This window comes from Pseudomonas sp. WS 5410, from assembly GCF_012985645.1.
GTDB lineage: Bacteria > Pseudomonadota > Gammaproteobacteria > Pseudomonadales > Pseudomonadaceae > Aquipseudomonas > Aquipseudomonas shahriarae.
In genome coordinates this window covers 15,489-34,530 of record NZ_JAAQWS010000020.1, presented here as the reverse complement: position 1 = coordinate 34,530, position 19,042 = coordinate 15,489, and the positions used below count along the sequence as shown (strand labels likewise).

Sequence of the window (19,042 nt, the reverse complement as noted above, 5' to 3'; positions counted from 1 at the left end):
GGCAACTTGTCTGAAATATCCCCTCGCCAAGATCCCCTCCCAACACCAGCGGGCCAGAACCCGTGTGTTTTCCAACGCAAAAGACCACCAATTAGGGGAATTCTTCGATGATCCGTAAGCACTTCGCCGGTTTCGCGGCCAGCGCCCTGGCCCTGGCCGTTACCGCCCAGGCTTTCGCTGGTACTGTCACTACTGACGGCGCCGATATCGTTGTCAAAACCAAGGGCGGCCTTGAGGTTGCTACCACCGACCAGAACTTCAGCTTCAAGCTGGGTGGTCGCTTGCAAGCCGATTACGGCACATTTGACGGCTTTTACACCAAGAACGGTGACTCGGGCGACGCTGCTTACTTCCGTCGCGCCTTCCTGGAACTGGGTGGCACCGTCTACAAGGATTTCAAATACCAGCTCAACTACGACTTCTCCCACAACTCGGGTAACTCCGACGACGGTTACTTCGACGAAGCGTCCATGTCCTATGTGGGCTTCAAGCCGGTGACCATCCGCGTCGGTCGCTTTGACCCGGATTTCGGTCTGGAAAAAGCCACCAGCTCCAAGTGGATCACCGCCATGGAGCGTAACTCGGCTTACGAGGTTGCAGACTGGGTCAACACCCACGAAAACGGCATGGGCATCCAAGTCAGCGGCACTGCGGCTGATATGTTCTACGGTTCCGCCAGCCTGGCTTCCAAGGACATCAACGACGAAGACGGCAAGGGCGTGAAGCAATTCAACGGCCGTATCGTGTTGGCACCGATGAACAAAGGCGGCAACGTCCTGCACTTCGGCTTGAACCTGGCGGCACGTGACCTGAACGACGCCGCCTTCGACTCGCGGATCCGTCCGCGTCTCGGCGCCCGTGGCGTGGCGACTACCGGTGGTAACGATGCCGGCTCCAACGGCAACCGCGCGACCTTCGGCGGTGGTGTGGGCCTGAACGCCAGCAACCTGACGGCGGTTGGCGCCTACGATACCGACACGGTATTCGGGGGTGAATTTGCCTTCGCCAGCGGTCCATTCTCGGTGCAGGCTGAAGCCCTGAGCCGCAAGATGAAAGCTGACAGCAATGCCTACCAGGACGTGAAAACCAGCGGTTTCTACGGCCAACTGGCCTACACCCTGACCGGCGAATCCCGTGCCTACAAGCTCGACGGCGGCAAGTTCGACGCCATCAAGCCAGAGAACAAGCAGTACGGCGCCTGGGAAGTGTTCTACCGCTACGACAACATCAAGGTTGACGACAAAAACATCGTCGTCAGCAGCGCTACCCGCGAAACCGGCGATGCCAAGGCCAACGTCAACACCCTGGGTGTGAACTGGTACGCCAACGAAGCGGTCAAGCTGTCCCTGAACTACAGCAAGGTCAGCACCGACAAGATCACCAACGCCAATGGCGATGACAGCGGTGATTCCATCGTCGGTCGTGTGCAGTACGTGTTCTAAGCAACGGTCATACCGCTCCAACGCGCTCTTTCTTCATCCGTTAAAGCGCGATCCTCTTTTTTACCCCGCCGATTGGCGGGGTTTTTTTTTGCTGCCCGCGCGGGCGGCGGGTTCTGTCAGAATGGCCTGAATATCGTAAGCGAGCGTTTACCGTCGGGGAATGGCATGCCGTTGAAACGTTTGAATAGCCTGTCCGAAGTATCGCCTGATGAATGGAACGCGTTGGTCCCCGAGGATCAGCCGTTTCTGCGCCATGCCTTCCTCAGTGCGCTGGAAGACAGTGCCAGCCTTGGCCGGCATTCTGGCTGGCAGCCGGAGCACTTGCTGCATTACGAGGGAGAGCGGCTGGTGGCGGCGCTGCCCAGCTACCGCAAATGGCACTCTTATGGCGAATACGTGTTCGACCATGGCTGGGCTGACGCTTGCGCACGCGCGGGCATCGAGTACTACCCCAAACTGCTGACAGCAGTGCCTTTCAGCCCGGTCAGCGGGCCGCGCTTGCTGGTGGCCAATGGTGCGGACGGCCTGGAGTTGCTCCAGAGCCTGCCTGGTTACCTGGAAATCGAAGGCCTTTCCAGTGCCCATATCAACTTCACCGATGCCCTGGCCGATGCTGCCCTGGGCCAGCAACCCGGTTGGCTTGCGCGTCTGGGTTGCCAGTTCCACTGGCAGAACCGCAGTTATCGCGACTTCCAGGACTTCCTTGACGCCCTGAGTTCGCGCAAACGCAAACAGATGCGCAAGGAGCGCGAACAGGTCGCGGGGCAGGGCATCGAGTTCGAGTGGCTGCAAGGTCATGAGCTGAGCGAGGCCCAGTGGGATTTTGTCTACGCCTGCTACGCCAACACCTACGCCGTGCGCCGGCAGTCGCCGTACCTGACTCGCGCGTTTTTCAGCCTGCTGGCCGAACGCATGCCGCAGGCGATACGGGTGGTGCTGGCCAAGCAAGGGGCGCGGCCGGTGGCCATGGCGTTCAGCCTGGTCGGCGGCGACAGCCTATATGGCCGCTATTGGGGCTGCCTGGGCGAATTTGACCGGCTGCATTTCGAGACCTGCTTCTATCAAGGCATGGACTACGCGATCGCCAATGGCCTGCAGCGTTTCGACGCCGGGGCCCAGGGCGAGCACAAGTTGATTCGTGGGTTTGAGCCGGTGATTACCCATTCCTGGCACTACTTGCGCCATCCAGGCTTGAAAACCGCTGTGGCGGATTTCCTGGAACGCGAGCGGGTGGGGATTCTGGCGTATGCCGAGGAGGCGCGTTTGGCGTTGCCTTATCGACAGGTGTAGGAGCCAGCTTGCCGGCGATGACGGTGTGTCTGCCCATGATGTGCTGGCAGGGAGTCCGTTATCGCCGGCAAGCCAGCGTCTACAAGGTGCGTCGCAGTTGGATCAGGCCTTTTCTTCCTTGCCCAACCAACGGTAGGTGATGCCACCGATCACCGCGCCAAGGATCGGCGCCAGCCAGAACAGCCACAGTTGCTGGATTGCCCACCCGCCGACAATCAGCGCAGGGCCGGTGCTGCGGGCCGGGTTGACCGAGGTGTTGGTGACCGGAATGGAGATCAGGTGGATCAGCGTCAGCCCCAGGCCAATGGCGATTGGCGCCAGGCCAGCAGGCGCACGACGGTCGGTGGCGCCGAGGATGATCAGCACGAACATCGCGGTCATCACCAGTTCAGTGACAAACCCCGCCGCCATTGAATAGCCGCCCGGCGAATGTTCACCGTAACCATTGGATGCCAGCCCCGCCGCCAGTTCGAAACCCGGTTTGCCGCTGGCAATGAAGTACAGCAAGGCCGCTGCCACCACGCCGCCAATGACTTGCGCGACGATATACGCAGGCATCTCCTTGGCCGCAAACCTGCCGCCGACCACCAAGCCCACGGTGACCGCCGGGTTGAGGTGACAGCCGCTGATATGGCCAATGGCAAATGCCATGGTCAACACGGTAAGCCCGAAGGCCAGCGATACACCCAACAGGCCGATTCCGACATCCGGGAAGGCTGCGGCCAGAACGGCACTCCCGCAGCCACCCAACACCAGCCAAAACGTACCCAACCCTTCCGTAACGGAACGTCTGAACAGAGACATGAACGCGTCCTTCTAAATCAACGGGTGTGATGCTTCCCTGCAGTCTGATGTCAGGGCCCTCCTGGACCCTGATTGCAGTACAGCAGGATTGTGATACACGGCCAGCAAGATAGAAAAAACTGTCAGAATTGTTCGGAATTGATAGCGCCGTTAGTAGTCCGAAATCAGTCGATACCTACGAAACCTCCGGTCTGGTGCTGCCACAATCGCGAGTACAGGCCGCCATGTGCCAGCAACTGGGCATGGCTGCCACTCTCGGCGATCTGGCCTTTTTCCAGGACCACCAACCTGTCCATTCGGGCAATCGTGGACAGGCGGTGAGCGATGGCGATCACCGTCTTGCCTTGCATCAGGGTTTCCAGGCTTTCCTGGATGGCCGCTTCCACTTCCGAGTCCAGGGCCGAGGTCGCTTCGTCCATGATCAGGATCGGTGCGTCCTTGAGCAGGACCCGGGCGATAGCGATGCGCTGGCGTTGCCCGCCGGAGAGTTTCACCCCGCGCTCACCGACGTGGGCATCCAGGCCAATCCGGCCCTCGGCGTCCGACAGCAGCGGGATAAATTCGTCGGCGCGGGCCTTGCGGATCGCGTCCCAGAGCTCTTGGTCAGTGGCATCGGGCTTGCCATACAGCAAGTTGTCGCGGATCGAGCGGTGCAGCAGCGAGGTGTCCTGGGTAATCATGCCGATGCGTTCGCGCAGGCTTTCCTGGGCCACTTCGGCAATGTTCTGGCCGTCGATCAGGATGCGTCCGCCTTGCAGGTCGTAGAGGCGCAGCAGCAGGTTGACCAGGGTCGATTTGCCGGCACCGGACGGGCCAATCAGGCCGATCTTCTCCCCCGGTTTGATGACCAGGTTCAGGCCACCGATGATGCCGCTGCTCTTGCCATAGTGGAAGTCGACCTGTTCGAAGCGCACTTCGCCGTGGGGCACGCTCAGGCGCGGGGCGTTTTCGCGGTCGATCACCGCCAGCGGTTGGGCGATGGTTTTCAGGCCGTCCTGGACCATGCCGATGTTCTCGAAAATGCCGTTGACCACCCACATGATCCAGCCGGACATGTTGACGATGCGGATCACCAGGCCGGTGGCCAGGGCAATGGCACCGACCGAGATCAGCGACTGCGTCCACAGCCACAGGGCCAGGCCGGTGGTGGTGACGATCAGCAGGCCGTTCATGGTGGTGATGACCACGTCCATGCTGGTGACCACGCGGCTGGCCAGCTGGGTTTTTTCGGTCTGCTCGATGATCGCTTCCTTGGCGTACTCCTGTTCGGACTGGGTGTGGGCGAACAGCTTCAAGGTGGTGATATTGGTGTAGCCATCAACGATGCGGCCCATCAATTTGGAGCGCGCCTCGGACGAGATGACCGAGCGTTCCTTGACCCGTGGCACGAAGTAGCGCAGCGCCAGGCTGTAGGCGATGATCCAGGTGACCAGCGGGATCATCAGGCGCCAGTCGGCTTCGGCGAACAGCACCAGGGAGCTGATGGCGTAGATTGCTACGTGCCAGATGGCATCGACGGCGGCCACGGCCGAGTCGCGCAGCGAGTTGCCGGTCTGCATGATGCGCTGGGCAATACGCCCGGCGAAATCGTTCTGGAAGAAGTTCAGGCTCTGTTTGAGTACATAGCTGTGGTTCTGCCAGCGGATCAGGCTGGTCATGCCGGGGCTGATGGTCTGGTGCACCAGCAAATCGTGCAGGGCACCGAAGATCGGGCGCAGCAGCAGGGCGACCACGGCCATCCAGATCAATTCGGTGGCGTGGATCTGGAAAAAGTTGGCCGGCGGCGTGCCTTGGGCCAGGTCGATGATGCGGCTCAGGTAGCTGAACAGCGCCACTTCAATCAGCGCGCCGATCAGGCCCACCACCAACAGCGCGGCAAAACACGGCCACACCTGGCGCAGGTAATAGAGGTAGAAGGGTAGGACTTTATCCGGAGGTGCCGCGCTGGGAGCGTCGCGGAAGATGTCGATCAGTTGTTCAAAACGACGATAGAGCATTAGGTCTGACGCCCGCCGGGCGGGCTCTCCTTGTTAAAGACGCGCGCAGCTTTGTGGGCAGCGCGCGCAACTCCCTGTGAACCTTAGTCGATGCGCTTGGCCGACTTGATCAGGACAGGGTCGATAGGCACGTTTTGCATGCCTTGTTTGGTAGTGGTTTGCGAGTTGACGATGATATCGACCACGTCCATGCCCTTGACCACTTTGGCGAACACCGCGTAGCCCGCATCGCGGCCTGGGTCGAGGAAGGCGTTGTCGGCCACGTTGATAAAGAACTGGCTGGTGGCCGAGTTCGGATTGCTGGTGCGGGCCATGGACAAGGTGCCGCGCACGTTATGCAAGCCGTTGCTGGCTTCGTTCTTGATCGGCGCTTCAGTAGGCTTTTGCGACATCTGCTGGGTGAACCCGCCACCTTGCACCATAAAACCCGGGATCACCCGATGAAAAATGGTGTTGGTGTAGAAGCCCTTGTCGACGTAGGACAGGAAGTTCTCGGTACTGATCGGCGCCTTGACCGGATCCAGTTCGATTTCGATGTCGCCATTGGTGGTGGAGATCAATACGTGTGGTGCCTTGGCCGGCGTGGCCGCCATCAGGTTGGCAGCAAACAGAACAGAACCGGCAAAAACGGCGATTTTTTTCAGCATGGGTCAGTGATCCTGGGAAGTGGTTTCGACTGTCTTGAGAAAATCGAGCAGGGTTGTGTTGAAGGTTTCGGGTTGGTCCAGCGGTGTCGCGTGACGCGAATCCTCGATCACCACCAACCGCGCATCAGGCAGCAGTTTTACATAGATTTCTTTTTGCGCCACTGGGGTGTAGTCGTGGTCGGCGCTGATGACCAGGGTTGGACAGGCGATTCTGTAAAGTCGTTCCTGTACGCCCCAGCCCACAATGGCATTGAAGCTGGCGAGGTAAGCACGTTTGTCGTTTCTTGCCCAGCGTTCGCGCATTTTGCGCCGCAGGTCGGCCTGTGCGGGTTTGGGGAACAACCGGTCGCCCAGCGCCTTGCCGATGGTATTCAAGCTGAGCACGCGGGCCAGGCCCCAGCGCTTGGCCCATTGCCAATAATCATTGGCGCTGCGCACCTTGACCTCGGGCGCGCTGTTGACGATACACAGGCTCTTGAGCAACTGCGGTTGGTCGACCGCCAGTTGAAAGGCGATCATCCCGCCCATCGACAGGCCGGCCACATGGGCAGCGGGCAGTTGCAGGTGTTCGATCAACGCCACCAGGTCTGCGGTAAAGCCGGCGATGCTGTAGCGCTCCCGGGGTTTGTCGGAGCGTCCGTGACCGCGCACATCCAGCAGCACCAGGCGGTAATGCCGGGACAACACGGGGATTTGCAGTTCCCAATCCTGGCAACTGGAGCCCAGGCCGTGGATCAGGATCAGTGGCACGCCGTGGCCATATTCCTCGTAATGCAGGGTGCAACCTTCATGTTCGAAATAGGCCATGGGTGAACTCCGTGTCAGGCTTGCCGGGGAGCGGCAAAGGGTGCGTCCAGCGGTGCAGTGTCGAAGGTGCGCAGCAGCTCGACCAGAATCTGCGTGGCCGGGCCCAGGGGCTTGTCCTTGTTCGAGTACAGGTAGAACGTGGGGTGGCGGCTGCCGCCTTGCTCCAGGGGCAGTTGCTTGAGCAGGCCTTCCTTGAGCTCACGCTCGATCATGTGCCGGGGCAGCCAGGCAAACCCCAGGCCGCTGCCGACGAAGGCGGCGGCGGTGGCCAGGCTGCCCACGGTCCAGCGCTGCTCGGCGCCGAGCCAGCCGACGTCCCGCGGTTGCTGGCGACCGGAGTCGCGGATCACCACCTGCATCTGGCTTTCCAGGTCCTGGAAGCTCAGTTCGCGGTTGAGCCGGTGCAGCGGGTGTTCAGGGTGGGCCACGGCGACAAATTCCACGTCGCTCATTTCCGTGCCCAGGTAGCCGGGAATGCTGAAGCCGCTAATTGCCAGGTCGGCCACGCCTTCAATCAGCAGCTCCTCGACACCCGACAGCACTTCTTCGCGCAGGCGCACGCGGCAGCCCCGGCTTTGCGGCATAAAGGCGGTGAGGGCGCGCACCAGGCGGGCGTTGGGGTAGGCGGCATCGACCACCAGGCGTACTTCGGCCTCCCAGCCTTGTTCCATATGATGGGCCAGGTCTTCCAACTGGCTGGCGTTTTTGACCAGTTGCCGGGAGCGGCGCAACAGCACCTCGCCGGCCTCGGTGAGCACGGCCTTGCGCCCGTCGATGCGCAACAGAGGCACGCCCAACTGGTCTTGCATGCGGGCCACGGTGTAGCTCACCGAGGATTGCGAGCGGTGCAGCACTTCGGCTGCCTGGGCGAAGCCGCCATGGTCAACCACGGCTTGCAACGTGCGCCATTGATCAAGGGTCACGCGGGGCGCTTTCAAGATGAGCTCCTCTTGTCCTAAGCTGGCGGTCCTTATTGGAGACTGCCGAATGAGAAAATTCTGTTGTGTATTGCTGGCACTGTTGCCGTTGAGCGCGTTCGCCTATCCGATCGACGTGTCAAAGTCGATCAAGGGGGTCAGCATCGACTACAACGCTTCCGATGTTGACGGTGATATCAGCTCCATCCAGCTCAGTAACTACGGCAGCAATGACGCTGCGTGTACGGTCGCGTTTACCAATGGCCCGGAGCCAGCGCGGGTGCGCAAGGTCACGGTCCCTGCCGGGAAAAGCACCAACACTACGGTCAAGTTCAGCCGCGCGATTATCAAGATGCGGATCAAACTGACCTGCGAACCCAAATAATTCGCTGCGGGGCCTTGGCCATGCCCCGCTTATAAACAACTTTATAGATGGGTTATAGCAGTTTTTTGCGCTTTTTTATCGAATGGGCTCTGTTTAACCTTCACTCCATCGACTTACAGCAATTACCGATGGAGCTTACAAAGCCATGTCTAACGTTCTGATCATCGAAAGCAGCGCCCGCCAGCAGGATTCTATTTCCCGCCAACTGACCCAACAGTTCATCAGCCAATGGCAGGCGGCCCATCCGGCCGATCAGATCACCGTGCGCGACCTAGCCGTCAACCCAGTGCCGCACCTGGACGCCAACCTGTTGGGCGGCTGGATGAAGCCGGCCGAGCAGCGCAGCGTGGATGAGCAGGCGTCCCTGGAGCGCTCCAACCACCTGACCGACGAACTGCTGGCCGCCGATGTGCTGGTGATGGCCGCGCCGATGTACAACTTCGCCATCCCCAGCACCCTCAAGGCCTGGCTTGACCATGTGTTGCGGGCCGGCGTGACCTTCAAGTACACCGCCACCGGTCCCCAGGGCCTGTTGACCGGCAAGCGCGCGTTTGTGCTGACCGCCCGTGGTGGCATCCACACCGGCGCGAGCAGCGATCATCAGGAACCGTATCTGCGCCAGGTCATGGGTTTTATCGGGATCCATGATGTGACCTTTATCCACGCCGAAGGGGTGAACCTGGGTGGCGACTTCCAGGAAAAGGGCTTGAACCACGCCAAGGCCCTGCTGGCACAGGTTGCCTGACGCGTTAATCGCCAGATAATCGCACGGTGTTTTTATAGCTCCACGCAACCCTTCAAGTACGCGTATCGAACCTCCCTTTGCACTTGTTGCTCCTGAGTGCTCCTGCCCGACTGCCGCTTTAGCGAGGTCGGGTTTTTTTTGCGCCGAGTTTCGCCCCGCCGTGAAAGACGCTAATGTCGCGCCCATTCGAATATGAGGCGCACATGGGCTACTTACTGATTGTCACGCTGATCCAGGCGTTTTCCTTCAGCCTGATCGGCGAATACCTGGCGGGTCATGTCGACAGCTATTTCGCCGTGCTGGTGCGCGTGCTGCTGGCCGGGCTGGTGTTTATCCCCCTGACCCGCTGGCGCTCGGTGGAGCCTGCGTTCATGCGCGGCATGCTGCTGATCGGCGCGTTGCAGTTCGGCGTGACGTACGTGTGTCTGTATTTGAGCTTCCGCGTGTTGACGGTGCCGGAGGTGTTGCTGTTCACCATCCTCACGCCGTTGCATGTGACCTTGATCGAAGACGCGTTGAACCGGCGCTTCAACCCCTGGGCGCTGATTGCCGCGCTGGTGGCGGTGGCGGGGGCGGCGGTGATCCGCTTTGACCAGATCAACCCGGACTTCTTCATGGGCTTTTTGTTGCTGCAACTGGCCAACTTCACCTACGCCGCCGGGCAGGTGCTGTACCGGCGCCTGGTGGCACGACACCCGAGCGACCTGCCGCACTACCGGCGCTTTGGCTATTTCTACCTGGGGGCATTGGCCGTGGTGTTGCCGGCGTTCCTGCTGTTCGGCAAGGCCAACTTCCTGCCTGAAGCACCGTTGCAGTGGGGTGTGTTGCTGTTTCTGGGCCTGGTCAGCACTGCGTTGGGTCTGTACTGGTGGAACAAGGGCGCCTGCCTGGTCAACGGCGGCACCCTGGCGGTGATGAACAACCTGCATGTGCCGGTGGGGCTGCTGCTCAATCTGCTGATCTGGAACCAGCATGAGCCGCTGGGGCGCCTGTTCCTGGGCGGGGCGGTGATTGTGGCGGCGGTGTGGATCAGCCGGTTGGGCATTCGCCCGGCGCCGCTCAGCCGGCAATGATCGTTCCCAAAGGTGGGAGCGGGCTTGCCCGCGATAGCGGACGATCAGTAACAGATGTGTTGACTGACCCACCGTTATCGCGGGCAAGCCCGCTCCCACAGGGGCGCTGCTTTGCGCCTGGTTAGAGCGTAGCCTTCTCCGGCACCGGCAAATGACTGGCACCCAACACCGCCGGCAGCACTCCGGCCCGCAGGTCATTACCGCTCGGCTGCTGATACAGGCTCAAGCCAAACTCCGGCAGCACCGCCAGTAAGTAGTCAAAAATATCCCCCTGGATCCGCTCGTAATCCGCCCACGCCGTGGTGCGGGTAAAGCAGTAGATTTCCAGGGGCACACCCTGGGAGGTGGTCTGCATCTGGCGCACCATGCAGGTCATGTTCGGTTGGATATCCGGATGGCTCTTCAGATAAGCCAGGGCATAGGCGCGGAAGGTGCCCAGGTTGGTCATGCGCCGGCGGTTGGCCGACAACTGCGCGCTGTGGCCCTGGGCTTCGTTCCAGGCCTTCAATTCTGCCTGTTTGCGGCTGATGTAGTCGGTCAGCAGGTGGACCTGGGTCATCCGCACTTCTTCATCATCACGCAGAAAACGCACGCCGGCCGCGTCGATAAACAGGCTGCGCTTGATCCGCCGCCCGCCCGAGGCCTGCATGCCGCGCCAGTTCTTGAACGATTCGGACATCAGGCGCCAGGTGGGGATCGAGACGATGGTCTTGTCGAAGTTCTGCACCTTGACCGTATGCAAGGTGATGTCCACCACATCGCCATCGGCGCCGACCTGGGGCATTTCGATCCAGTCGCCGACCCGCAGCATGTCGTTGCTGGTCAATTGCACACTGGCGACAAATGACAGCAGCGTGTCCTTGTAGACCAACAGGATCACCGCCGACATCGCACCCAGCCCTGACAGCAGCAACAGCGGCGAGCGGTCGATCAAGGTTGCAACGATGATGATCGCGCCAAACACGAACAGCACCATTTTCGCCAGTTGCACATAGCCCTTGATCGAGCGCGTGCGGGCATGTTCGGTGCGTGCGTAGATATCCAGCAGGGCGTTGAGCAGGGCGCTCATGGCCAATACCTGGAACAGAATGGTGAACGCCAGCGCCACGTTGCCGATAAACAGCGTGCTGGTCTTGCTCAATTCCGGCACCAGGTGCAGGCCGAACTGGATCACCAGCGACGGCGTCATCTGGGCCAGGCGGTGGAAGACTTTGTTATGGCGCAGGTCATTGAGCCAATGCAGGGCAGGTTGGCGGCCGAGCAACTTGACCGCATGCAGGATCAGGTAGCGTGCCACCCGTCCGACCAGCAGGGCCACCACCAGCAGCACCAGCAAAGCCAGGCTTGAATGCAGTAGCGGATGTTGGTCCAGGGCACCCCAGAGGTCTTGGACGTTGAGCCAGAGCTGTTTGATATCCATGGTTTAACGCGATTCTTCTGTAAGACATGACGGGGCGATTAGAGCATTTAAGTGCTGCAAAGTTGTGCAGGCAGACAAATCACCTGACAAAAAACCATCTGTTTGGCCCACTTCGCGTAAAGAAACTCGGCCTGAGCGCCCGAAACCGTTACCCTATGCAGCTGATTTTTTGTATTTCTTCGAGGTAGCACCCGTGTTTTCCCAATTCGCCCTGCACGAACGCCTGCTCAAAGCCGTGGCCGAGCTTAAATTTGTCGAGCCTACGCCTGTGCAAGCAGCGGCCATCCCGCTCGCGCTCGAAGGGCGTGACCTGCGGGTGACGGCTCAAACCGGGAGTGGCAAGACCGCCGCTTTCGTCCTGCCGATCCTCAACCGTCTGATCGGCCCGGCCAAGATCCGCGTCAGCATCAAGACCCTGATCCTGCTGCCTACCCGTGAGCTGGCCCAGCAGACCTTGAAGGAAGTGGAACGCTTCTCGCAGTTCACCTTCATCAAGTCCGGCCTGATCACCGGGGGCGAAGACTTCAAGGTCCAGGCCGCCATGCTGCGCAAGGTCCCGGATATCCTGATCGGTACCCCTGGGCGGATGATCGAGCAACTGAACGCCGGCAACCTGGACCTCAAGGAAGTCGAAGTGCTGGTGCTGGACGAAGCCGACCGCATGCTCGACATGGGCTTTGCCGACGACGTGCAGCGCCTCGTCGAAGAGTGCGTCAACCGCCAGCAGACCATGCTGTTCTCCGCCACCACCGGCGGCTCGACCCTGCGCGAGATGGTCGCCAAGGTCCTGAACAACCCTGAGCACCTGCAGGTCAATAACGTCAGCGACCTGAACTCCACCACCCGCCAGCAGATCGTCACCGCTGACCACAATGTGCATAAAGAGCAGATTCTCAACTGGCTGCTGGCCAACGAGACTTATCAGAAAGCCATCGTGTTCACCAACACCCGTGCCATGGCCGACCGGATCTACGGGCGCCTGGTGGCGCAGGAGTACAAGGCGTTTGTGTTGCACGGTGAGAAGGACCAGAAGGACCGCAAGCTGGCGATCGACCGCCTCAAGCAGGGCGGCGTGAAGATTCTGGTAGCCACCGACGTCGCCGCCCGCGGCCTGGACGTGGAAGGCCTGGACATGGTGATCAACTTCGATATGCCGCGCAGCGGCGACGAATATGTGCACCGTATCGGCCGTACCGGGCGTGCCGGCAACGATGGCCTGGCCATCTCGCTGATCTGCCATGGCGACTGGAACCTGATGTCGAGCATCGAGCGCTACCTCAAGCAGTCGTTCGAGCGCCGCACCATCAAGGAAGTCAAAGGCACCTACACCGGGCCGAAGAAGGTCAAGGCTTCGGGCAAGGCCGTGGGCGTGAAGAAGAAAAAGGTCGACGCCAAGGGCGACAAGAAGAAAACCGGCGCCAAGTCGCCGACCAAGCGCAAGATCGCCAACCGGCCGAAGACCGACAACCTGTCGTTGGTCAGCAAGGACGGCATGGCGCCGCTCAAGCGCCGCAAGCCAGAAGCACCGGCTGCCGAGTAATACGCCAGCGCACTAAAAAACCGGACAATGTCCGGTTTTTTTATGCTCTCAGTTTTTCGCCTTGGCCGCCGCTTCCTTCAACTCCTTGAGTCGCGCCTCGATCAACTGGCACTTGTCGGGAAATTTCGCACTTTCGGTGTCCAGGTCCATCTGCTGCAGCTCGTCGTTGATTTCCTTGGCCTTGGTCGGGTTCTGCTGGGTGAGGGTGCTGACTTCCTTGGCCAGTTGTTCGCGTTTTTCCGTGGCTTCTTCCGGGGTACAGGCCCAGGCGGGCAGGGCGCTCAACAGGGCGGCGGCGACAGCCAGTTGCATCAGGGTTTTCATGGGGTAGACCTCCTTGGCGGTGATACCCGGTTGAGAGGGCTGGCCTGTGAAAAGTTCAGTGCAATCACGCCTGTCTACCCGGCTGAACGCCCGCAGCCGCCACAGGTCACAACTTTTGAAGGCACCCAGTCGGTGTGCCTGCAGGAGGATTCAGGATGAGCACTTACAATTGGGATCTGATCGAACGTCTGTTGCATGAAGTACAGAACGGCGAGGGCAGCTTTGCCCCGCGCAAATATGCCGAACAGGAAGCGGCCGATAAGGCCACGGCCGGCGAGTTCACTGGCGATCTGGATGCGTTGAAAAAGACCGCCGCCGATTACGAAGCGCTGTTGTTCAAGCGCGGCTTTATCGAGTCCCGGCCTGAAGACGAGGGCGGCAACGGCGAGAATTTCATTTTGACGCCCTTGGGCGCGCAGCTGCTGGCATTGATCGACAGCGCCATCCCGGGTAACGATCACCCGCGCCAAGTGCTCGACGAGCAGGCCGACGCGCTGGACCCGGCGACGTTCGAGATGGTGGCGGCCAAGGCGCAAATCGCCTGAACCGGCTGCAACTGTCAAATCGGTAATCTTGTACAGCCCCGGGCAACCGGGTGTGCTGGCGGGCATCTGTCTATCGGCCAGGCCGCAGTCAATATCACCGGTAGAGTGCGCACCGAGCTGACCATCCTGGGCGTGCGCCTGTGGTTCTGAGGGAGGTGTAGACGTCTAGGCCGCGCTGCCCTTGAGGCACTTGAGTGCCTGGAAATCGCTGCGCACCTTAGCGATTCTCTGCACCAGCTTCTGGCGTTGTTGCACCGTGCTTTCGGCCATCACGTCCACCAGCAGGCTGCGGGCTGCGGCTTCGGTCTGGGCATAGGCCTGGCGATAGTCCGCGGTCCACAGGCTTTCACGGTCCACCAGCAACTGCTCCATCTTGCGTGGGAAGTCGCTGCTGGCCCGTTGATTGACTGCGGCGATGAACTGCGCCTGCCAATGGGCGCGGTTGCCGATCCATTGCTGGTTCTGCGCGCCGAGGGCAGTGGACCAGGCCAGCACACGCTCTTGCTGGCTGGCGCTCAGTGGGCCTAGCCAGGCATCCAGGCGCTTGCTCATGCGCTCGCTACGCTCCTTGATCTGTCGCTCCAGGGGCGGCTTGAGGTATTCGTCCTGGCGTTTGCCCAGGTCCTTGGTCAGCGCGGCATCCATCTCGCGCACTTGCTGCTCATCCAGCCCGCGCAGCAACTCGATGGCTGATGGGGTGATTTGCCGGGCGACGTCGGCGATTGCTTGCTTGGCTTCAAGGGCGTGGGCTTGCAGGGCGGCGTCACTGACCTGGTGGCTGTCGACCATCTGCTGCAGGCGGTCGAGCCAGTCCAGGTAGCCAGGTAATTGGGTGGTGCAGTGCCAGGCCAGGTGTTCCTTGAGCGTGTCGTTGAACCAGCTTTTCTGCCCGGCGTTCATGTCCAGGTAGTCGTTGAGGGTCCAGGGGATGATCACGTCGAGATTGCGATAGGCCAGGCCCACGCGGTTGCAGCCGGCAAGCAGGACACTCAGGACCAGTAAAGCAGCCAGGATTCTTAACCGACGCAGCATGGGCGAGTCCTTGCGCAGACCAGGGATGTTCATCTGAACCCGCCGGGGGCGTGACAGTTCAGCCCATCAATAAAACGACCGCTCGGCCTTTAGGGTCAACAGGCCATCACATTGCGAATTGTGTCCGGAGTAGGCCGAGCAGTCGCTGCCGTTGAGGTTGGAGTCGCTGTAGATCAGGTCCAGGTCCATGCCCATCCACGGTCGGGAAAATTTCACCGACCAGTCGCTGAAACTGCGGATAGAGCCGCCCTCCACCGAGGCCGGGGCGCCCAACTGATGAGTGGTGTACTTCATGCTCACGCCAATGCCAAACGGCTGGGTGCCGCCCAGGTCGGCAAACAGGGTGCTGTCGCGACGGTCGGGGTCATTGCCCAGTGACACGCCAAACCGATTGCCCAGCAGGTTCAGGCCGCCGTAGAACTCCTGGCTGTCGAGGGGGCTCAGCTTGGGGTAGCTGTAGTGAATCATCCCCAGTTCATAGCCCAGGGTCTGGTCGAACGGGCGCTTGAAGCCCATGTAGGAATCGACTTCCAGTTTGCTCGCGGGCGACAGGCCCATGCTCGGAGAGAACTGGCCGAAGTACAGGCCGCTGGCGTGGCTCAGGTCGAGGCCGCCGTGAAACGAGTTGCTGCCCGGTGTGGTGGGTTTGACCAGGCCCTGGGCCATGCTGCGGCCGGGCGTGGTGCCCAGTTTCAAGTCGAAGTCGCCCAGTTCACGCTGGAAAACCTGCGCTTCGGCGAGGGGGCTGGCAAGCAGGGCGCTGACCAGAAAAATACAGGGTTTGAGCACGCTTCACTCCATGAAAAGCGAGGAGCAGTAACGGGAGAAATCGGGCAAATGCCCGTTCTAGACGTGTGCAAGCATACCGGCGAAAGTCAGGTATTGAGACCCGTTCGTCGATTGGCGTGGTTGAATGTGTGTCGGGGGGATGTTGCTGGCTCTAGTCCTAGCGCCTTGATAGGCAAGGCGCTTAGGGACCAGGTGGGCTGCGTAGGCGGCTTGCGCGCTTACTTCTTACCCAGGGTGATCTGCTTGGACGGGCCGAATGTCTGGCCGCTCACGCCCTTGGCGATCTGCTGGATTTCGCCACCGGACTTGAGGAACGCGGCGATTTGGTTGTTGATCGATTCGCTGGTTTCAACGGCGGGAGCTGGCTTTGCTTTGCTGTTGGATGCTTTTACGCGCATGGCGGCCACTAACCTGTAGAAAATTAACTTGGCCAGGCATCGTACATGAAATGCTTGACAATTGCTTGGTAAATATCTCCCAGGAATAAGCTGCGCTATTATAGAAGCCCGAAGTTGGTCTTTGGTCGAAGGCCCTAACTCGCTGTTTTAAATAGAAACCGTGGGTAAAAATAGCACCTGGCCATTGCTGCACGGCGGCAGCTTGACCTGACGAGCGGGGCAATTGTCGGCAAGTGCCCGGCAAACCCGCGATTTTTCAGGGTTGCGCGCCTGGACACGGGACCGCCGCCTTCAACTCGGGTAGAATGCCGCCCACGCAATGAGGGTATTGGAAATGGCTTTAGTCGGGCGCTACAACAGTTTGCAAGTGGTTAAACACACTAACTTTGGTTTGTATCTGGACGGTGAACAAGAGGGCGAAATCCTCTTGCCCAATCGTTATATTCCCAAAGATATTCCCAGTGAAGATGAAGACTGGCTTAACGTTTTTATTTATCTGGACAGCGATGACAAACTTATCGCGACCACTGAAAAACCAAAAGTGCAGGTGGGCGAGTTCGCCAGCCTGAAAGTGGTTGAAGTCAACAGCATCGGGGTGTTCCTCGACTGGGGCCTGCCCAAGGACCTGCTGCTGCCGTATTCCGAAGAAAAACGCCAGCTGACCGCCGGTGAATACTGTGTGGTGCACGTCTACCTCGACAAACACACCAAGCGCATCACCGCCACCGCGCGCCTGGACCGTTACCTGGACAAGACGCCGGCCAACTACACCGTGGGCCAGGAAGTCGACTTGCTGGTTGCCGAAGCCACTGATATGGGCTTCAAGGCAATCATCAATAACAAGCACTGGGGCCTGATCCACAAGAACGAAGTGTTCAAGTTCCTGCGTCCGGGCAAGGAAGAGAAGGGCTTCATCAAGGAAATCCGCGCCGACGGCAATATCAGCCTGAGCCTGCAGCCGGTCGGCGAGCAAGCGGCGTCCAGCCTGAACTCGAAGATCCTCGCCAAGTTGCGTGAAAACAACGGCAGCCTGCCGGTCAGCGACAAGAGTGACCCGACCGTGATCAGCAACTTGTTTGGCGTGAGCAAGGGCAACTTCAAGAAGGCCATTGGTGCGCTGTACAAGCAGGGGCAGATCGTAATTCACGCTGATCGTATTGAACTAAGCTGATTGCAACCTGCTCTTGTGTAGGCGTCGCTATCGCCGGTCAGCCGGCTCCTGCAGTGGGTCATCGCCATGAGCAAAAAAGTCGTGTTTGCTTACCTCGGTACGTTGTTGGCTTTTTTAGTGCTCGATGGCCTCTGGCTTGGGGTATTGATGGGGCCGACCTACAAGGGCCTGCTCGGGCCGCTGATGCTTGAGCAACCGCGATTGCTCCCGGCGGCGCTGTTCTACTGCCTTTATGTGTTCGGCTGCGTGGCCTTTGTAGTGTTGCCGGCGCTGGCCAGTGGCGGCTGGCAACGGGCTGCCCGCCTCGGTGCCTTGCTTGGGTTGGTCGCCTATGGCACCTACGACCTGAGCAACTGGGCGACCTTGCAAGGCTGGTCTGCGGGGCTGGCAGTGATGGACATGGCGTGGGGCACCTTTCTCACCGCTGCCTGCTGCTCGCTGGGATACTGGGCGGCGCGGCGCGTCAGCGGCTGACCGGCGCCCGGCAATCAACCTTTACCTGGGCGGGGCGTAGCAGTAGCGCTCCGGCCAGTATCAAGCCGCTGCCGGCTAACGTCAGTGCCGGCTGCAAGCCGCCGCTAAAATGGTTGCTCAACGACGCCAGCAGCGGGCCACTTAACTGGCCCAGGGCAAAACATGCCGTCAGCAGGCCGGTGCTCCGTTGCGCGCCGTGGGGCGCAACTTCCCGCGAACGTTGCATCACCAATTGCATGCAGGCCAGAAATGGCAGCCCACAGAGCAAGACACCCAGCACCAATCCCACGCCATTGCCCCACAGACAGGCGAAGACGCCAATCGCTTGCATCCACAGGGTTGCCATCAACCAGTAGCGTGTGGTGTCGGGGTTGGGCTTGCGCAGACTGACCAGCAACACGCCCAGGGCCGCCGCCAAGCCAAAGCATGGCCAGAACAGGTCTGCCTGCCAGGCGCCCTTGAACTGCGCGCTGGCCATTTGCGACAGGAAGGTGGCCGGAATGATGTAGCCCAGGCCATACAGCAGGTAAATCCAGCCCAGATGCGCGATGCTGCCGTTGCGCCCGGCAGGGGCGCTGCTTTGCGGCGCCCCCCTGTCCGGCTTGGGCAGGAACGGCAGGATCACCAGCAACATGCCCAGGGCGACCACGCCGTACACCAGCCACAGCGTTGCCGAATCCTCGCCCAACAGGTTGGAGGCCAGTGCCAACAATCCCGTCAGCAGGATCCCCAGTCCAGGCCCGGCAAACACCAGTGCCCCCAGCCGCGGGCGCCCTGCGGCAATCGCCAGCGGCTGGCTCAGGCCGGTAATCATCACCAGCACCCAGGCGCTGGCCACACCCGTGCCGAAGCGCAGCAACAGGTGCGACCAGAAGCCGTTGGCCCAGAACGACGCCAGGGTCAGCAGCACACACAACCACAACCCGCCGAGCAACCGTCCGCGTATGTGGTGATTACTGCGCGCGAACATCGAGTCCACGGCCCCCACGAAATAGCCCAGGTAGTTGGCCGCGGCAATCAGCCCGGCGGCGGTCAGGTCGATTTGCCTTTCGCTGAGCAAGTGCGGCATCTGCGGGGTGAGAGCAAAGCGGCCAATGCCCATGGCCATCATCAGGGCGATAAAACTGGCGAGTAAACGAATCAGGGGAGACATGGGCCAAATTCCAGGAAGAAGCGATGACCTCAGGCTAAGGTGGATTAGTGTTCAGTAAAAATGAATAATGCTGAGTAACTTGTTCAGTT

General features: G+C 60.4%; 20 protein-coding genes. 9 read left to right on the top strand and 11 right to left on the bottom strand.

Going from position 1 to position 19,042, the window contains the following annotated elements; all coding sequences use genetic code 11:
- Positions 1–107 precede the first annotated feature (107 nt).
- Both HBO24_RS24035 and HBO24_RS24030 read left to right on the top strand, forming a co-directional pair.
- The gene (locus tag HBO24_RS24035; protein WP_057441247.1) at positions 108–1,442 is read left to right on the top strand and encodes an OprO/OprP family phosphate-selective porin; all 1,335 of its coding nucleotides are present in this window, start codon (positions 108–110) and stop codon (positions 1,440–1,442) included.
- Between the two features lie 165 nt (positions 1,443–1,607).
- The gene (locus HBO24_RS24030) at positions 1,608–2,732 is read left to right on the top strand and encodes a GNAT family N-acetyltransferase (RefSeq protein WP_170060460.1); all 1,125 of its coding nucleotides are present in this window, start codon (positions 1,608–1,610) and stop codon (positions 2,730–2,732) included.
- A gap of 102 nt (positions 2,733–2,834) precedes the next feature.
- Here the strand turns inward: HBO24_RS24030 and aqpZ are convergent, their stop codons facing one another.
- From aqpZ to HBO24_RS24005, 5 genes are all read right to left on the bottom strand, one after another.
- Positions 2,835–3,536 carry an aquaporin Z gene (gene aqpZ, locus HBO24_RS24025; RefSeq protein WP_057441240.1) on the bottom strand — a complete coding sequence of 234 codons (702 nt, stop codon included), beginning with the start codon at positions 3,534–3,536 and terminating at the stop codon, positions 2,835–2,837.
- A gap of 164 nt (positions 3,537–3,700) precedes the next feature.
- Entirely contained in the window at positions 3,701–5,533 is a 1,833-nt protein-coding gene (locus HBO24_RS24020; RefSeq protein ID WP_057441238.1) for an ABC transporter ATP-binding protein, read from the bottom strand.
- A gap of 83 nt (positions 5,534–5,616) precedes the next feature.
- Positions 5,617–6,180, bottom strand: a complete 564-nt coding sequence (locus HBO24_RS24015; RefSeq protein ID WP_057441236.1) for a peptidylprolyl isomerase — start codon at positions 6,178–6,180, stop codon at positions 5,617–5,619.
- Between the two features lie 3 nt (positions 6,181–6,183).
- The gene (locus HBO24_RS24010) at positions 6,184–6,987 is read right to left on the bottom strand and encodes an alpha/beta hydrolase (RefSeq protein ID WP_170060459.1); all 804 of its coding nucleotides are present in this window, start codon (positions 6,985–6,987) and stop codon (positions 6,184–6,186) included.
- 14 nt (positions 6,988–7,001) lie between these two features.
- Positions 7,002–7,925, bottom strand: a complete 924-nt coding sequence (locus tag HBO24_RS24005; RefSeq protein WP_057441231.1) for a LysR family transcriptional regulator — start codon at positions 7,923–7,925, stop codon at positions 7,002–7,004.
- A 49-nt stretch (positions 7,926–7,974) separates the two neighbouring features.
- Between HBO24_RS24005 and HBO24_RS24000 the strand changes: the two genes are divergently transcribed.
- From HBO24_RS24000 to HBO24_RS23990, 3 genes are all read left to right on the top strand, one after another.
- Positions 7,975–8,289 (top strand): hypothetical protein, encoded by a 315-nt coding sequence (locus HBO24_RS24000; protein WP_057441229.1) that lies wholly within the window; start codon positions 7,975–7,977, stop codon positions 8,287–8,289.
- A gap of 145 nt (positions 8,290–8,434) precedes the next feature.
- Positions 8,435–9,034: an FMN-dependent NADH-azoreductase gene (locus HBO24_RS23995; protein WP_057444346.1), complete on the top strand. Its 600-nt coding sequence runs from the start codon at positions 8,435–8,437 to the stop codon at positions 9,032–9,034.
- A gap of 203 nt (positions 9,035–9,237) precedes the next feature.
- A complete protein-coding gene (locus HBO24_RS23990) occupies positions 9,238–10,107 on the top strand; it encodes a carboxylate/amino acid/amine transporter (protein ID WP_057441227.1) in 870 nt (289 codons plus the stop codon).
- Positions 10,108–10,228: 121 nt separating this feature from the next.
- Here HBO24_RS23990 and HBO24_RS23985 read toward each other — a convergent pair whose 3' ends face one another.
- Positions 10,229–11,527: a mechanosensitive ion channel family protein gene (locus tag HBO24_RS23985; protein WP_057958828.1), complete on the bottom strand. Its 1,299-nt coding sequence runs from the start codon at positions 11,525–11,527 to the stop codon at positions 10,229–10,231.
- 193 nt (positions 11,528–11,720) lie between these two features.
- Here HBO24_RS23985 and HBO24_RS23980 point away from each other — a divergent pair, with 193 nt between their 5' ends.
- Complete coding sequence (locus tag HBO24_RS23980; RefSeq protein ID WP_057441220.1) at positions 11,721–13,067, top strand: DEAD/DEAH box helicase; 1,347 nt, start codon at positions 11,721–11,723, stop codon at positions 13,065–13,067.
- A gap of 48 nt (positions 13,068–13,115) precedes the next feature.
- Here the strand turns inward: HBO24_RS23980 and HBO24_RS23975 are convergent, their stop codons facing one another.
- Positions 13,116–13,391, bottom strand: a complete 276-nt coding sequence (locus tag HBO24_RS23975; protein WP_057441219.1) for a hypothetical protein — start codon at positions 13,389–13,391, stop codon at positions 13,116–13,118.
- Between the two features lie 155 nt (positions 13,392–13,546).
- Here HBO24_RS23975 and HBO24_RS23970 point away from each other — a divergent pair, with 155 nt between their 5' ends.
- Positions 13,547–13,936, top strand: coding sequence for a hypothetical protein (locus HBO24_RS23970; protein ID WP_057441218.1), 390 nt, complete (start codon positions 13,547–13,549; stop codon positions 13,934–13,936).
- 165 nt (positions 13,937–14,101) lie between these two features.
- Here the strand turns inward: HBO24_RS23970 and HBO24_RS23965 are convergent, their stop codons facing one another.
- The 3 genes from HBO24_RS23965 to HBO24_RS23955 form a co-directional block, all read right to left on the bottom strand.
- Complete coding sequence (locus HBO24_RS23965) at positions 14,102–14,968, bottom strand: DUF6279 family lipoprotein (protein ID WP_170060475.1); 867 nt, start codon at positions 14,966–14,968, stop codon at positions 14,102–14,104.
- A 66-nt stretch (positions 14,969–15,034) separates the two neighbouring features.
- Positions 15,035–15,757: a TorF family putative porin gene (locus HBO24_RS23960; protein WP_057958836.1), complete on the bottom strand. Its 723-nt coding sequence runs from the start codon at positions 15,755–15,757 to the stop codon at positions 15,035–15,037.
- A 218-nt stretch (positions 15,758–15,975) separates the two neighbouring features.
- Positions 15,976–16,155, bottom strand: coding sequence for a hypothetical protein (locus tag HBO24_RS23955; RefSeq protein ID WP_007946007.1), 180 nt, complete (start codon positions 16,153–16,155; stop codon positions 15,976–15,978).
- 334 nt (positions 16,156–16,489) lie between these two features.
- Between HBO24_RS23955 and HBO24_RS23950 the strand changes: the two genes are divergently transcribed.
- Both HBO24_RS23950 and HBO24_RS23945 read left to right on the top strand, forming a co-directional pair.
- Positions 16,490–17,326 (top strand): S1-like domain-containing RNA-binding protein, encoded by an 837-nt coding sequence (locus tag HBO24_RS23950; RefSeq protein WP_029292380.1) that lies wholly within the window; start codon positions 16,490–16,492, stop codon positions 17,324–17,326.
- Between the two features lie 66 nt (positions 17,327–17,392).
- The gene (locus tag HBO24_RS23945) at positions 17,393–17,800 is read left to right on the top strand and encodes a DUF2177 family protein (RefSeq protein ID WP_120732179.1); all 408 of its coding nucleotides are present in this window, start codon (positions 17,393–17,395) and stop codon (positions 17,798–17,800) included.
- On the opposite strand, the gene HBO24_RS23940 is transcribed toward HBO24_RS23945, so the two are convergent.
- On the bottom strand, positions 17,790–18,953 hold the full coding sequence (locus HBO24_RS23940; protein WP_170060458.1) for a YbfB/YjiJ family MFS transporter: 1,164 nt from the start codon (positions 18,951–18,953) through the stop codon (positions 17,790–17,792). The genes HBO24_RS23945 and HBO24_RS23940 overlap by 11 nt on opposite strands.
- Positions 18,954–19,042 lie beyond the last annotated feature (89 nt).

Bases quoted from the DNA above. Each gene is read 5' to 3' on its own strand.
- HBO24_RS24015 (WP_057441236.1), bottom strand. From the start codon at position 6,180: ATGCTGAAAAAAATCGCCGTTTTTGCCGGTTCTGTTCTGTTTGCTGCC.
- HBO24_RS23965 (WP_170060475.1), bottom strand. From the start codon at position 14,968: ATGCTGCGTCGGTTAAGAATCCTGGCTGCTTTACTGGTCCTGAGTGTC.
- HBO24_RS23975 (WP_057441219.1), bottom strand. From the start codon at position 13,391: ATGAAAACCCTGATGCAACTGGCTGTCGCCGCCGCCCTGTTGAGCGCC.
- HBO24_RS24010 (WP_170060459.1), bottom strand. From the start codon at position 6,987: ATGGCCTATTTCGAACATGAAGGTTGCACCCTGCATTACGAGGAATAT.
- HBO24_RS23990 (WP_057441227.1), top strand. From the start codon at position 9,238: ATGGGCTACTTACTGATTGTCACGCTGATCCAGGCGTTTTCCTTCAGC.
- HBO24_RS23955 (WP_007946007.1), bottom strand. From the start codon at position 16,155: ATGCGCGTAAAAGCATCCAACAGCAAAGCAAAGCCAGCTCCCGCCGTT.
- HBO24_RS24000 (WP_057441229.1), top strand. From the start codon at position 7,975: ATGAGAAAATTCTGTTGTGTATTGCTGGCACTGTTGCCGTTGAGCGCG.
- HBO24_RS23995 (WP_057444346.1), top strand. From the start codon at position 8,435: ATGTCTAACGTTCTGATCATCGAAAGCAGCGCCCGCCAGCAGGATTCT.
- HBO24_RS24035 (WP_057441247.1), top strand. From the start codon at position 108: ATGATCCGTAAGCACTTCGCCGGTTTCGCGGCCAGCGCCCTGGCCCTG.
- HBO24_RS23950 (WP_029292380.1), top strand. From the start codon at position 16,490: ATGGCTTTAGTCGGGCGCTACAACAGTTTGCAAGTGGTTAAACACACT.
- HBO24_RS23945 (WP_120732179.1), top strand. From the start codon at position 17,393: ATGAGCAAAAAAGTCGTGTTTGCTTACCTCGGTACGTTGTTGGCTTTT.
- aqpZ (WP_057441240.1), bottom strand. From the start codon at position 3,536: ATGTCTCTGTTCAGACGTTCCGTTACGGAAGGGTTGGGTACGTTTTGG.
- HBO24_RS23985 (WP_057958828.1), bottom strand. From the start codon at position 11,527: ATGGATATCAAACAGCTCTGGCTCAACGTCCAAGACCTCTGGGGTGCC.
- HBO24_RS23970 (WP_057441218.1), top strand. From the start codon at position 13,547: ATGAGCACTTACAATTGGGATCTGATCGAACGTCTGTTGCATGAAGTA.
- HBO24_RS24020 (WP_057441238.1), bottom strand. From the start codon at position 5,533: ATGCTCTATCGTCGTTTTGAACAACTGATCGACATCTTCCGCGACGCT.
- HBO24_RS24030 (WP_170060460.1), top strand. From the start codon at position 1,608: ATGCCGTTGAAACGTTTGAATAGCCTGTCCGAAGTATCGCCTGATGAA.
- HBO24_RS23940 (WP_170060458.1), bottom strand. From the start codon at position 18,953: ATGTCTCCCCTGATTCGTTTACTCGCCAGTTTTATCGCCCTGATGATG.